This window comes from Candidatus Cryosericum hinesii (genome assembly GCF_003570985.1).
Taxonomy (GTDB): Bacteria; Caldisericota; Caldisericia; order Cryosericales; family Cryosericaceae; genus Cryosericum; species Cryosericum hinesii.
This window is the reverse complement of the sequence record NZ_QXIW01000032.1, coordinates 16,873-31,135: the sequence shown is the minus strand read 5'-3', so window position 1 is coordinate 31,135 and position 14,263 is coordinate 16,873. Positions and strand designations below refer to the sequence as shown.

Annotated in this window: 12 protein-coding genes and 1 pseudogene; all 13 read left to right on the top strand. The window is 57.0% G+C overall.

The annotated features are described in order from the left end of the window. The first annotated feature begins 232 nt into the window (after positions 1-232). Positions 233-1,432, top strand: coding sequence for a hypothetical protein (locus SMC3_RS08055; RefSeq protein WP_126850814.1), 1,200 nt, complete (start codon positions 233-235; stop codon positions 1,430-1,432). Continuing rightward, positions 1,429-1,878 (top strand): annotated as a pseudogene (locus SMC3_RS09955) (glycosyltransferase); the annotation flags it as partial. The gene SMC3_RS08055 and the pseudogene SMC3_RS09955, both read left to right, overlap by 4 nt. Before the next feature lie 90 nt (positions 1,879-1,968). Beyond that, a complete protein-coding gene (locus tag SMC3_RS09765) occupies positions 1,969-2,529 on the top strand; it encodes a hypothetical protein (RefSeq protein ID WP_243623388.1) in 561 nt (186 codons plus the stop codon). 286 nt (positions 2,530-2,815) lie between these two features. Next, entirely contained in the window at positions 2,816-4,000 is a 1,185-nt protein-coding gene (locus SMC3_RS08045; protein WP_119088152.1) for a glycosyltransferase, read from the top strand. 8 nt (positions 4,001-4,008) lie between these two features. Further along, positions 4,009-5,190 (top strand): glycosyltransferase family 4 protein, encoded by a 1,182-nt coding sequence (locus SMC3_RS08040; protein WP_165848327.1) that lies wholly within the window; start codon positions 4,009-4,011, stop codon positions 5,188-5,190. Between the two features lie 5 nt (positions 5,191-5,195). Continuing rightward, positions 5,196-6,104, top strand: a complete 909-nt coding sequence (locus SMC3_RS08035; protein ID WP_243621757.1) for an NAD-dependent epimerase/dehydratase family protein — start codon at positions 5,196-5,198, stop codon at positions 6,102-6,104. Between the two features lie 154 nt (positions 6,105-6,258). Then, positions 6,259-6,840 (top strand): sugar transferase, encoded by a 582-nt coding sequence (locus SMC3_RS08030; RefSeq protein ID WP_119088149.1) that lies wholly within the window; start codon positions 6,259-6,261, stop codon positions 6,838-6,840. A gap of 92 nt (positions 6,841-6,932) precedes the next feature. Further along, complete coding sequence (locus SMC3_RS09435; RefSeq protein ID WP_165846686.1) at positions 6,933-7,085, top strand: hypothetical protein; 153 nt, start codon at positions 6,933-6,935, stop codon at positions 7,083-7,085. Positions 7,086-7,089: 4 nt separating this feature from the next. After that, positions 7,090-8,223 carry a hypothetical protein gene (locus SMC3_RS08025; protein ID WP_126850813.1) on the top strand — a complete coding sequence of 378 codons (1,134 nt, stop codon included), beginning with the start codon at positions 7,090-7,092 and terminating at the stop codon, positions 8,221-8,223. Further along, positions 8,220-9,368, top strand: coding sequence for a GNAT family N-acetyltransferase (locus SMC3_RS08020; RefSeq protein WP_119088147.1), 1,149 nt, complete (start codon positions 8,220-8,222; stop codon positions 9,366-9,368). The genes SMC3_RS08025 and SMC3_RS08020 overlap by 4 nt, the downstream gene beginning before the upstream one ends. Positions 9,369-9,430: 62 nt before the next feature. Beyond that, complete coding sequence (locus SMC3_RS08015; protein ID WP_126851563.1) at positions 9,431-10,726, top strand: phenylacetate--CoA ligase family protein; 1,296 nt, start codon at positions 9,431-9,433, stop codon at positions 10,724-10,726. A 241-nt stretch (positions 10,727-10,967) separates the two neighbouring features. Next, entirely contained in the window at positions 10,968-12,110 is a 1,143-nt protein-coding gene (locus tag SMC3_RS08005) for a DegT/DnrJ/EryC1/StrS family aminotransferase (RefSeq protein WP_207799726.1), read from the top strand. After that, entirely contained in the window at positions 12,062-13,990 is a 1,929-nt protein-coding gene (locus tag SMC3_RS08000; protein ID WP_119089998.1) for a nucleoside-diphosphate sugar epimerase/dehydratase, read from the top strand. Before SMC3_RS08005 ends, SMC3_RS08000 begins: the two co-directional genes overlap by 49 nt. Positions 13,991-14,263: the final 273 nt, after the last annotated feature.

Here is a 14,263-nt window from a genome sequence, read left to right as displayed (position 1 = left end):
GCCAATCTCCTTCAGTTCTCATTGCACGAGACCGTATCCTGGAGGTCAATGGTTCGCAAAGAGCGGCCCAGAAACGGATTTGTTCTCGGCTGATGCATTCGAGTCCTCCTCTAGGTCAGGGACCTCGGAGTTATTCGACGTGCTGATACATCGCGTTAGAGGCTCTTCACATGCTGTGACAACTGACCATAGACTGAGGGCGTCTGGCCTGTTCGGCCTGTATGTACTGGCTATGTACGCAGTATCAATTTCTTATGCAGACTTTGCCGTCCTCGGGAACTTCAAACCGATCTCGCTAACAGTAGTCGTCTACATCCCCCTGATGCTGCTGATGATGGGGCGGTCTGCAATTGACACGCTGTTGCGTCGTTCTCACTCAGGAGCCAATCTGTATCAGATCGTAGGATGGAGTCTGCTTGCATGTATGGCGGTCCTTCATGCTCTGTGGTACCCAGAAGTCGTCCGTGCAGGGGGTGAGGCGGACTTCTGGAGCAACGCGGCGATGACTCTCCTGCTCCCTCTGCTGATGTGGCTAATTGGTCTGTCAATTGGTCGTGTTTATGAGAACGTTAGGGATGTCGTCTCGACGAGGTTCATGTTATGGACCGTATTTCTTGCCTTGGCTGCGCCAGTGCTCTATGGGGTCGTAGCCAGCATGGTCCGATATGGCGTCGTCATATTGCTTTTCAAGAACTATGAGACGGGACAAAGCTTCAACTACCTCGCGCTTGGCGACACTCTGGCTGTGTGGAGTCTCCTCCTCATGGGCGCCTATCGTAGGATTCCGCGGACGCAATTGCTAGTTTACGTCATAGCCAGCGGGCTTCTCTTCTTCTCCTTCTCACGAGCGAGCTTCTATCTGTTCTTGGCGTGGGGAGGTATCTACTTGTGGCTCAGCGCCATGCGCCATAGATCCGTTGTTGGTACCGTAGTCGGTCCGGTGCTATCCGCTGTTGTGCTCGGTGCAGTGCTGCTTGTCCTGTCAGAGCATCAGGCGACTATTGGAGCCTCGCCACTCCTCAACCGTATGATTTCGATTGTCCTCAGTCCTGGTGCAGACAGCTCTGTCCAAAGTAGGGCAGTGCTTCTTGGCGCGGGCTGGGCGGTGCTGCGGCAGGACTGGCTCCTCGGCCGCTACATGAGCGAATGGTGGCAAACGGGCCTTCTGGGGGACTATATTCACAATTGGTTATCATTTCTCGCCGCATACGGTATCGTTCCCTTTGCCTCCTTTGTGGCACTGGCTGTGGCACTGGCCAGACGTGCGCGGGCTCTCCTTGCAAGGGGAAGGGGACCACTCCCGCTTATCACATTACTCTTTTGCCTGTCAGCGATTATTCTAGCGCGTTCCTATGTCTGGCCCCAGATCTGGTTTGCGATGGGTTTTGTGGTCACATACACATGCGGTACAGTGGGTGAAAGGAAGACATGAGAATCGCTTATCTCTGTCACTGTGACTTCGATGGGCATCCCGAGAGGAGCGGTGTATACCGCAAGATACTATACCAGGTTGAATGTTGGCGACGATTGGGAAACGACGTAGCCGTCTTTCACATTTCTGCCAATGATACAGGCACCTATGGGACCCCTGATTTTGCTTGGCACGTCTTCCCGTATCCCCGTCGAACATACGTTGGTCGCATGCGTGCATGGAACTCAGCGGCTAAGTCCGTATTGCGGTGGCGACCAGATGTAGTCTATCATAGGTGTGATCTATGGTATCCAGCTATTCAGGAGCTGACTCGACGGGTGCCCTTAGTGCTTGAAATCAACACCGACGATCTAGGTGAATATCGCATGTCGTCGAGGGCCCGGAGTACGTACAATCGCCTAACCCGAGGATTTCTGTTGCGGACATCGTCAGGACTGGTGTTTGTCAGTGCCGAGCTATCCAAATTGCCCCAATACGATTGTTTTGGTAAGCCGTATGTCGTGATTGGCAACGGGATAAGACTTGAGGACTACATAGTGCAGTCCCCCACGCACCACACATGTCCGCGACTCGTGTTCCTTGGCAGCGACAATCAACCGTGGCAGGGTGTAGATGACATACTGACCCTGGCAGGCCTGAAGACTGACTGGTTCTTCGACCTCGTGGGCGTTTCAGCCGGCTCATGCGCCAGGCAGAACGTTGCCTGTCACGGTAGCATGTGTCGCGAAGAGTACGAACCCATACTTGGACGTGCAGACGTCGCTATCGGCACGTTGGCGCTATATCGGAAGGGAGGTGCCGAGTCCTCTTCACTGAAGGTTCGGGAGTATCTGGCGTATGGACTCCCTGTAGTCATGGGATGCAAAGACACCGATTTCCCCTTGCCTGTTCCCTTCATTTTGCAGGTACCCAATCGCCAGGGCAGTCTAGTGAGTGAGATAGCCGCTGTCGAGGGCTTCGTGTCCAAATGGATGGGGAAAAGGGTTCCAAGGAAAGATGTCCTGCAGATAGACGTAGATCCGAAGGAGCGCAAGCGATTGCTGTTCCTTGAGGAGGTATTGGAGTTGCATAATGAGAAACGATTGCATGCCCGCTAGTCCTGCGTGCCCTGCCAGGACAAAGGGTGGCTGCTCGCAACAGAGACACGTTCCGACGACTGAGAACGAAATGGAAGGTGCCCGTCGAAGTACGGAGGGATGGTGTCCAGAGCATACGCTCTGGTCGTTCTCCAGTTGGCGGGAGTCCTGCGGCAACTTGGTAGTGGCTGAATCATTGATGATTATGAACAGGGTGTTGCAAGAGCTGGGAGAGGGATGTGGGAACCACTGCTGTACGTGAGAATTCTAATGAACATGGAATTGCCAATTTTGCAAGGGGGTACAGGTGACAATCACGTCAAGCGTCCCACATAAGACTACGGACTCTGCCGTCGCTCAACCAACGGTCCATCGCACTCTCTTTGTGATTACTGGGTTGGACTATGGTGGGGCAGAGACCCAGGTACGTGATGTGGCGCTGGCGTTCAAAGCCCGGGGTCTGTCGGTCGGAGTTGTCTCCATGTTGCTACCAGTAGCCTACCAAGATGATCTGACCAGCGCAGGGATTCATCTGTGGTCATTAGACATGAAACGTAAGTGGCCAGATCCCAGGATGGTCTGGCGTCTAGCCAGTATTGTGCGCCAGTTCAAACCCGACATAGTCCATAGCCACATGATCCATGCTAACTTGCTTGCGCGGGCGTCCCGGGTAGTTGGATGGCGCAAGATACCACTTGTGTGTACCGCTCACAATGTTAACGAGGGTGGAAGACTGCGCATGTATGCGTACCGGGTCACGGACCGTTGGGCTAGCATCACGACCAATGTCAGCCAGGCTGCTGTCGACCGTTACGTCGCTGTAGGAGCCGCTCCGGCGGGGCACATCATCTACATGCCTAATGGAGTAGACATGTCACGGTTCTGCCCTGACGAGGAGCGTCGCACTGCGGTTCGCCATTCGTTGGGGTTAGGAGCCGATGGATGTGTCATACTGGCGGTTGCCCGGTTCGAGGAAGCGAAGAACCATGCGGGCATGCTGCGCGCGTTTGCACGAGTTCTTGAAACACACCCAAGTGCTACACTGCTGCTCGTTGGTCAGGGAACGCTGCTCAATGCCACTCGTACGCTAGCGACGACCCTTCATGTGGCAGACTCTGTTCGATTTCTCGGCATCCGAAATGACATACCCGACCTTATGCGGGCCAGTGACCTGTATCTTATGTCTTCTCTCTGGGAGGGTCTACCGATCGTCTTGCTGGAAGCTGCGGCGAGTGGATTGCCTGCGGTTGCGACGGATGTTGGGGGCAACCCGACCGCAGTGCTTGATGGCATATCCGGACGCATTGTTTCTCCCAATGATGATGAAGCGTTAGTTGCTGCGGTCATCGAGGTACTCAACATGGTGCCGGCAGCTCGACGCTCATGGGGACATGCCGCACGCCAGTTGGCCCAGTCTAGCTTCTCTTTGGAGTCTGTAGCTGATCGATGGCTTAGCCTATACGCTAGCCTGATAGAGCCACCGGTGCCATGACGACAACAATGGAACTATTACCAGACCAAGCTCTGCCGCGAGTCCTCTTCGTGGCCACTGTCGATGTCACCATCTGGGCTTTTCTGATGCCCTACATGCGGGCGCTGCGGAAGCAGGGCTGGTGCGTTGAAGCAGCTGCCTGTCCAAGTGGTTATGCGGAACGAATCGAGGCGGAGGGATTTGTCGTCCACCCTGTTTCGTTTGCCAGGTCGCCGCTGCACCTTGCTAACATCAAAGGAACGCATGAGTTGCTGCAACTACTGCGACGTGGCCACTTCGACGTCATGCATGTACATACTCCCGTTGCTGGGTTCTTTGGGAGATGGGCCGCACATGTGGCAGGGACTCCCTGTGTGGTCTACACGGCTCACGGGTTTCACTTTCACGAGTACGGAGGGCGTATCTCAAACGCTGTCTTCCTGGCAGCCGAGCGTATGGCGGCCCACTGGACCGACATCCTTGTAACCATTAACAGGGATGACTACACGGCCGCTCAGTTCAAGATGTCAGGACACAAACTCCGAATTCGATACGTGCCAGGGGTTGGGGTGGATCCACAGCAGTATGATTCGCTACTGCCGACAAGAATGCCACTACCAGAGCACGGTATTCAGCTCAGTCCTGATCAGTGCGTTATCACGTGGGTAGGTGAGTTCAACCCTGGCAAGCGACCGCTGGAGGCACTGCGAGTTCTAGCCGACTTGCGACGCCGTGGACTGTCAGTATGCCTCGTCATGGCTGGAGATGGGCCTCTTCTTGCCACGGTCAAAGCCGCTTGTGCTGAATGGGGCCTGCAAGATGTCTGCTGGTTCGTTGGTAGCATCGACTGGATACCGGACCTGCTTGCAGGTTCTCGTCTCTTCATCATGACATCGCAGAGAGAAGGGTTGCCCCGTGCCATGATGGAGGCAATGGCAGCTGGCGTGCCAGTGGTGGCGTATAAAATCCGCGGCGTGCGGGATTTGGTTCAGGACGGCATCAACGGAAGGCTCGTACCACTGGGTGAAGCAAAGCAGATGGCCGACGCAGTGGCGGAGCTTGTGTTGAAGCCGGACGTGGCTCATCGCATGGGGAACGCAGGCCGCGTGACCATCCAGGGAGGGTTCTCGCTTGAAGCCGCAATGTCGCAGATGATGCCAGTTTATGCTGAGGCGGCCGCCATTGCGGCCGAGAGGAGGATTCAGCAGTGAACGCAATGGTGGTAGGCGGTGCAGGGTTCATTGGTTCGCATATTGTTGATGCCTTGGCGGCACGGGGCTGCACAGCTACGGTGTTTGATGACCTGAGCTCGGGGAAGCGCGATAATGTTGAGGCTGGGATCGCCCTGACTGTGGGTGATGTGCGCGACAAGCAGGCCGTAGGCACAGCAGTGTCCGGCAGCGTCGACTACGTCTTTCACCTGGCCGCCCAGATCGACGTTCGCAGAGCGGTCCGCGACCCGGGGCTTGACGCGCAGGTCAATGTTGGGGGCACCATCAACGTGCTCAACGCATGTGTCCAGGCGCATGTACGACGGTTTGTCATGTCGTCGACGGGCGGAGCGCTGTACGGCGAACCCTCAACGTTGCCGGCTGGCGAGCAGTCCGTCATCCAGCCTCTGTCCCCCTACGGTGTATCAAAGTACTGTGCGGAGCAGTACATCGGGTATTTCCATCGCGTCTGCGGGCTGGAAACGGTGATCCTGCGGTACGCCAACGTCTACGGACCGAGGCAGGATCCCACAGGAGAGGGAGGCGTTGTCGGCATCTTCGCGCGGCATATCCTGCTCGGTCAATCATGTATCGTGTATGGTGACGGGGAGCAGACACGTGACTTTGTCTTTGTCGACGACGTCGCACAGGCCAACATGCTTGCGATGCGGGGGCCTCTGGACACGCTCAACATTGGTACGGGGGTCGAAACGTCCCTGAATCAGCTCCTGGCTGCCTTCGAGCGTGTTGTTGGCCATCCTGTTGCTCGGGAGTATGCGCCGGCCCGTGCAGGCGAGGTACGGAGAATTGCGCTGAATGCAGAAAAGGCGCGGCATGAACTGGGATGGAAGCCCTCGGTGTCGCTGGCAGACGGCCTCGCTCGGACGCTGGCGTGGGTGAGAACATGTCTCTAGGTGGGGATTATTCCACGGACTCTCTATACGCCCGGCGCGGAGCCACTATTTTTTGGATGTTTCACTTGCAAGGAAGCGGAGTGTCGTCTAGTGCGCCACCTAAGACTCTTCATGTGCTGCAACAAAACACTGACGGTAGCACGGGTCTATTGCCATGAAGAGAGCTTTTGACACTGTTTGCGCCCTCATTGCACTGACTGTCTTCAGTCCTCTGCTGTTGTTGGTTGCGATGGCAATTCTTGTTAACACCGGGCGTCCAGTGTTCTTTCTGCAGGAACGAGCTGGTTTGCATGGACGATCGTTTCACATCATCAAGTTCCGGTCGATGACCCGTGACGCGGAGCAGCGGATTCATGGGGAGTATATCGCTGCGGACAATCCATACGTGACGCCTGTTGGGAGGTTCTTGCGCAGGACCAGCCTGGATGAGCTGCCCGAGTTTGTTAATGTTCTGAAGGGTGAAATGAGCTTGGTGGGACCAAGACCGCAACTGTCTCAAGAGGTCGCCAACTACGATGAGTTTCAGCGACGCAGGCTGGAAGTGAGACCGGGGATTACGGGGTGGGCGCAGGTCAACGGACGCAATAGCATATCGTGGACCGAGCGCTTCAAGCTGGATGCCTGGTATATTGACCATTGGACACCGTGGCTGGATGTCCGTATACTATTCATGACGATTGGTCAGGTGTTGCGACAACGTGGCTTGGAAAGGCCGCCTGACATCACTGAGCCGTAGCCTCACCTGCTGGACCAGGTTTGGGGTAGCGATCACAGGTGCACTCGGTGGAAGAACAAAGGCCCAAACTACTCTTTAGGGAGATGATGGCAATGAGCATTGAGGGTAAGCTTATTTGCCTTCGCGCCATTGAGGAAGAGGATCTTGTTTTTCTCAGAGATCTGCACGAGGATTGGGTGTACGTCGCGATATTGGCCAACAAGTACAAGGATCTGGTGACACAGACAGGTTACGGGGAGGACTGAACACGTGATGCAATGGGAAGTAGGCGGCGAATTCGAGCTCCGAGACAGTTCTCTGGCACACCCGGAAGAGTGCGACCTGTTGTCGGCGCAGTCGTGGCGATTACCGCCTGGCGAGTGTCGCCTCGTGCAGAATGGCCAGGCAGCGCTGCTGACAGCCCTGAGAGACGCCCGTTACGGGGCGAAACTGATGGATGCCTGGCTACCCTCATACTTGTGTGCATCGATGGTGCAGCCCTTCCGACAATCGGGACTCGAGGTGCACTACTACCCGGTTGATGGCCATCTGGCTCCGGTGGACGGCCTCTGGGCTTTGGCAGTCGGCCATGGCAGCGTTGTTCTGTACGTCAACTACTTCGGATTCCCTGTATCGGCAACAGCACAGGATCTCGCACAGCAGCAACATAACCGTGGGGCGGTCACTATCTTGGACATGACCCACAGTCTCTTCAACATAGCACCGGACGAGATACCCTGTAGCAACTACACAGTAGCCAGTCTCAGGAAGTGGGCAGGCTTGCCGGATGGAGGACTCGTTTGGAAGAGGGGTTCCCGATTTTCGATGCCACTGGATGCCGACTCGACTGACGGAGGATTCGGTCGTGCTCGACTTGTGGCAGGTCTAATGAAGGGACTCTACTGTGATGGCATCCTGTCACAGAAAGACGGATACCACACACTGTTTGGAATGGCGGAGGATATAGCTGACGGCTGCACTGCGGCTGTACCCATGTCGCGAGTCTCGTGCACCATGTGGGGTCAACTGGATACGGTGGCCATTGTGTCTGCCCGCAGAGCTAACTATGCCGCTCTTGCATCAGGCATCTCTCGGTTGCAATCCCTGCATCTATTCCAAGAAACACTTCCACAAGGTGTCTGCCCACTCGGATGCCCAATCGTTTTGCCACGCCGCGATGACTTGAGAATCTTTCTGACGAGTCACGGTGTCTACTGTCCGATTCACTGGCAGCTCCCCACTGACGTCGCAACTGGTTTCCCGGGGTCACAGTCAGTGTCGGCGACAATGCTGACGCTGCCATGTGACCAACGATACACGAGGAATGACATGGAGAGGGTTGTGACTCTCATGACGGAGTGGGATGGAAGTCGTCCGCGTTCCAGAGATGACGGCGTAGCATGAAAACCATCAGACGGGACAGTCAAGTCTTGCTGCTACTGGACGCAGCAGTTGCCGAGGACAGAGCAGAATGGATTGCGCACTGGTCAGCATCGAAGAGTCGGCGACCACACGACCATCCGGGCTTTCTTGAGGCGATGTCTTCGCCTGGCGAACGGCCGATGGCGATTGCATGCCTCTGTGAAGGGCGTTTGCTGAGTCTATACCCATTCAACGTGCTCGACCTTGCTCAGCTACCCTTCGCACAGCAACTGGGCAACTCACCCGGGGTAGATGTCATCTCACCCTATGGTTACGGAGGAGCAACATTTGAGGGTGACGATGCCGACCGGCAAACTGCTGAAGAGTTGCTTGAGTATGCTCTTCATTCGTTCTTCGCTCAGATGAATGTCGTATCAGAATTCGTGCGCGAAGACCTCTTCACTGAACACTTGGCCCCTCGCCATGACGGCGAGCATCTCGTTCAGCAGCAGAACGTCGTCGTGGACCTCCGGATCCCCATGGAAGAGCGCTGGCTGAGATATGCGCCAAAGGTTCGGGAGAGCGTTCGCCACGCTGAGCGAGCCGGGCTCAGAGTGGAGATCAGCAACAGCGCAAGCTTCCTGGAACCGTTCCTCGGCATCTACTATGACACAATGAAACGTGACCATGCCAAAGAGTACTATTTCTTTCCCCTGGACAAGCTTCAGCATCTGCATGATTCTCTGCAGCCCTATGGAGAGCTTCAGTATGTACTGGTATTCCTCCAGGAGCGCGTCATTTCAGCCCAACTCCTGCTGCTGTCGGCGGATACGGTATATTCTTTCCTGAGTGGTACTGACGCTGCTTACTTCAAGTTGCGTCCAGCTGAGCTGCTCAAGCACAAGGTCGTTGAGTGGGGTCACCAGAGAAGGTACTCGAGTTTCGTGGTTGGTGGCGGGCTCAAAGCGAATGATGGACTGTTCCAGTTCAAGAGAGCGTTTGAGCCGCGCGGGCTCATGGATTTCTGGGTCCGGCGTGTTGTGTGGAACAAGAGTCAGTACAACTTGCTTGTAGCTGCCAGAAAGAAGTGGGAAGCGGGAATGGGCCGAACATGGGAGCCGGAGCCATCCTTTTTCCCTGCATATCGTGCCGACTCGGCAGTCGAACGGTCACAGGAGGTCATATGATCAGTCTATGGTATGTTATAGATCACGTGCGGAACGGTGCAATGTGGAGAGATTTGCGCCAAATGGAATCCTCTCAGGATTTGTCGTGGCGTGAAATTGCCGCTCCAAGGTTGGAGGAGCTTCTTACGTGGAGCCAACTTCACGTTCCTGCACATCGCGCGCTGGAGCACAGCCACTCTCTCGACATACTTGATTTGCTCGAAACGCTGCCCATCATGAAACGTGAAGACCTCATCAACGATCCGGGCAAGTACACAAGTGATGTGTTGCCCAGATCTGTTCACTGGAAGTGCACCGGCGGTTCGACGGGAGTCCTGCTGCATGTGTTACAGGACTCACGATACGGTGCAGCCAATTCCGCAGGTAGTTACCTTTTCTTCAAATGGGTGGGATGGAAGCCAACCGATCGCATCCAGAAGATCTGGGGATCGTATGCTGAGGTGCTGGGAGACCACCCGACGGTCAAGCGGCGCCTCTTGAACTGGCTCTATGGGCAGCCTCAACTGGACGCAAACGCGCTCAGAGCAGGGGATTTCGACCGTTACGTTGATGTCATCGACCGCACGAGGCCGGAGATCATCTTGTCATATGTGAACGCTGCTGAATCACTGGCCGAGTATATCAACATTAGTGGTCGACGGCTCAGCTATACTCCCCGAGGTGTTGTTACGGCGGCAGGCACGCTCTTTCCAGACTGGCGGAGGAACATAGAGCGTGCTTTCGGCTGCCCGGTCTTCAACCGATATGCGTCTGACGAAGCAGGTTGCATTGCGTGCGCGCGTGGCGCTGATGCTCTCTATGTGAACCCATCAACGCACATTGTGGAAGTTGTCGATGCTGATGGTCAACGTATCGCACATGGTACCGGGCGGATCCTCGTAACCGTGCTCAACAACCTGAGCATGCCGCTCATCCGCTACGACACTGGAGACTACGCGACGATCGATAGTGCGGAGTCTCTCTACCCACAGCATGGCTGGCAGCGCCTGGAATCAGTGGATGGAAGAGAGTTGACCATGCTCAGGGGTCCAGACGGGAGCCGTTTCAGCCCATTGCTCTTCACACATCTCATTGATGTTGTCCAGAACAAAGGGTTCATCAGCCAATATCAGATCGTCCAGCGAGGCCTGGAGAAGTACACGATTCGCCTGAAGTTGTGGCCTGGACTCAGCCCGGAGGAACCCAGAATACGTCTGTCTCTCGACGGTTTTCGCCATGATATGTTGGCCGTGCTCGGTTCGGCTACGGTAATCGAGTTCGCGTTTGTAGACCAAGTTGAAGCCTTCCCGTCCGGAAAGGTGCCCTTCTGCATCGTACGTTTTGATGAGGAGCCAGCCCATGCGAGTGCCCATGATTGATGGCCTCCTTGCTTGTGACGCGCGAGCCCTTCGCTACGGCCCTCCGTTGTCAGGCCGGTGGCAACGTTCACATTTGGGACAGCGCATTCTTGGGCGCTGGCGAGTTGGCTGTCAGGGCACTGCGGCCAGGACGTGGGCGAATGAGTGATGGAGCATTGAGTGCTATTGTGTATGATGCACCTGAGGCAATCGCCGCCGCTGGCGGGCCTGCTCGAGCATGGCGGAAAGGAGAATAGACGTTATGATGAATGTTCCGCTGTCTTCTCAGTGGGTTGACTCGAGTGATGAACAGGCTGTCCTTGAGGTCCTCAGAAGTAACCACCTGAGCTTGGGGCCACGCCTGCCGGAGTTCGAGGAGGGATTGGCGCATGTGGCGGAAGTCGCGCACGGTGTCGCCGTGAACAGCGGGACGTCGGCGCTGCACCTCATCGTGCGGTCGCTGGGACTGAAGGAGGGTGACGAGGTCATCACGACGCCGTTCAGCTTCATCGCTTCCTCCAACTGCCTGCTATTTGAACGGGTGAGGCCGGTCTTCGTGGACATCCGGCCGAACACGTACAACATCGATCCTGCACGCATAGCCGCGGCAGTGACCGAACGGACCAAGGCTGTTCTGGCCGTAGACGCATTTGGCCAGCCGGCCGAACTGGATGCAATCGAGGACATCGCGCGTCAGCACAACCTGCAGCTGATAGAGGACTCGTGTGAAGCTCTTGGATCCGAGTGGAAGGGTCGGCGCTGTGGCGGGTGGGGCGCTGCCGGGGCGTTCGCGTTCTACCCCAACAAACAGATCACGACGGGCGAGGGCGGATGTGTCGTCACGCAGTCTGACGAGATAGCCGCGCTGTGTCGCAGCATGCGCAACCAGGGACGAGGAGAGACCGGCGAATGGTTGGGACACGAGCGCCTTGGGTACAACTATCGCATCTCGGATATCAGCTGTGCGCTGGGAACGTCTCAGTTGCGGCGGTTGGACAACATTATTGAACTGAGGGGACAGGCAGCCGAACGATACAATGCTCTGCTGAAGGATGTGCCGGAAGTTATCACGCAGACGATCCTGCCGGACGTGACAAGGATGAGCTGGTTCGTGTACGTGATCCGTCTTGCCGACCAGTTCACACGGGTTGACCGCGACTGGCTCATCGGCTGGTTGGCGGACCATGGTATCCAGAGCCGGCCTTACTTCACGCCTATCCATCTGCAGCCGTTCTATGTGCGGGAGTTTGGGTACAAGCCGGGCGACTTCCCGATTACGGAACACGTTTCCGCACGGACCATCGCCCTGCCGTTCTTCACGATGATCACGCCCGAACAGCAGCAAAAGGTCGTGACATGCTTGAAAGATGGATTGACGACGCGGGTCAGGAAGATAGCGCGATGATGCATCCGGTCGTGAGCAAGACTAGGCGCCCAAACTGGAGCCGGGCAATCGCGAAGCTTCTCGTCGATCTAGCCATGCTTAACCTCGCCACAGTCTTGGCTGTTTTCGCTCGGCTCGACTTCGGTGCGGCGCCGTGGTCCCTAGTCTACATCCTGAGATTCCCTGGGCTTATGGAGAACCTGGTGTTCGTCGCAGCGTCTGTGCTCCTCCAGACGCCGCTGGCGCTGTGGTCGTACGCCAGCCTGCGAGACATGGAGCGTGTGGCGATCGTCGTCGCAGTCACCAAGGTTCTGACCCTACAGTTACTGATAGCCGTGAGTGGAGAAGTGCAATGGTCTCGGGGGGCATTTGCCGCGTCTGCCGTACTGGCCTTTTTGTTCATGGCAGGCGTGCGGGCGGTCGCACGATGGCGGTACGAGCATACCGCACGGCAGGAGAGGGTCGACGTGCCGGTGCAGAAGACGCCATCTGGGGCACGCGTGCTGATTGTGGGGGCGGGCGATGCAGGGGACAAAGTCCTGCGCGAGTTCGAGGGGCACCCCGAGCTGGGCAGGGTGGTTGGGCTGATCGATGACGATGTCGCCAAGCGTGGGTGTACAATCCGGGGCGTGCGCGTGCTGGGTTCTGTCGCCACGATTGCCGATGCGGCGCGGCGGACGGGCGCCACCCAGGCCATCATCGCCATCCCGTCACATGCTGCGTCTGTTACCCGCGCCGTGTTGCCCAACCTGGCCGACACCGATGTGCAGGTACGGACCCTGCCAGGCATGTGGGAACTGGTGAACGGATCCATCCACGTGGACGACCTGCGGCGGATCCGGCTGGAGGACCTGCTGACCAGGACGCCGGTATCCACGGACCTGGGGCCGGTGAGGGCCTATGTGGAGGGCAAACGTATTCTCGTGACAGGCGCGGGCGGTTCCATCGGCTCCGAAATCGTCCGGCAGGTCGTTGAGCTCAACCCGTCACAGGTGATCATGCTGGGCAGGGGGGAGAACCGCATCTTTCGTATCGACCGCGAGATGCAGCAGCTCGAGAATGTGACGTGTGCCGTGCCCGTCATCGGGGACATGCGTGATGAGGCCCGCATGGCCTGGCTGTTCGATACGTACCGTCCCGACATCATCTTCCATGCTGCAGCGCACAAGCACGTGCCGCTGATGGAGAAGAACCCAGAGGAGGCTATCCTCAACAACGTCGGAGGGACACGCACCCTGCTGCGGCTGGCCGCGTCGCATAGGGCCGAGCGGTTTGTCAACATCTCCACCGACAAGGCAGTGAACCCGGTCAACTTCATGGGTGCCAGCAAGCGCGTCGTGGAACTCGTGGTCCAGGTGAACGACGGGCGCGAGCGCCTGCGGGCGACCAGTGTCCGATTCGGGAACGTGCTGGGCAGCAAGGGCAGTGTGACAGAGGTCTTCCAGAAGCAGTTGCAGGAGTCTCGCACCCTGCGGGTGACCGACCCCGACATGGAACGCTTCTTCATGCTCATTCCCGAGGCAGTGCAGCTGGTGCTGCAGGCCGGCGCACTGGCACAGGGGAGGGACATCTTTGTCCTGCGCATGGGTGAGCCCATCCGGATCCTTGACTTGGCACGCAGTTACATCAAGCTGGCGGGGTTGGAGGTTGGGCGCGATGCCAGTATCGTCATCAGCGGCAACCGCGGTAACGAGAAGATGACTGAGGAGCTGTGGTCGGGCACGGAACATGTCGTGCCGACCAGCAACGAGAGCATCATGCGTGTCGAGTGTCCGGCGATCCCGGAGCTGGCAGTGCTCCGTCAGGCCGTCGACGCCCTGCTGAACGCCACGCGCAGTCATGACGTGAATGCCATGCGCGCCGCACTGCACACCATCGACCCGTCTATCAATATCCCGTAAGCAAGGACAGACGAAGACAAAGGATGGATTCCCGTCCCCGACAGAAACATTCGGGGATGACGTTCCTTCGCCGAGGAACGCCACTCAGAAGTACCCCTCGCCTTACACTGAAAGGCTCGGGGGCATTGAAAAGAAATGCTTGTGAGGAGCACCCCTCGCATTGGAAAGAAATGCTCGGGGGGGGGGAATGACGGAGCTCGTCACTGTCGATGCATGGGATTCCTCGAGAGAGTGCTATCATAATTTAGACGTGGGCAGAATTCGACGAGAGCT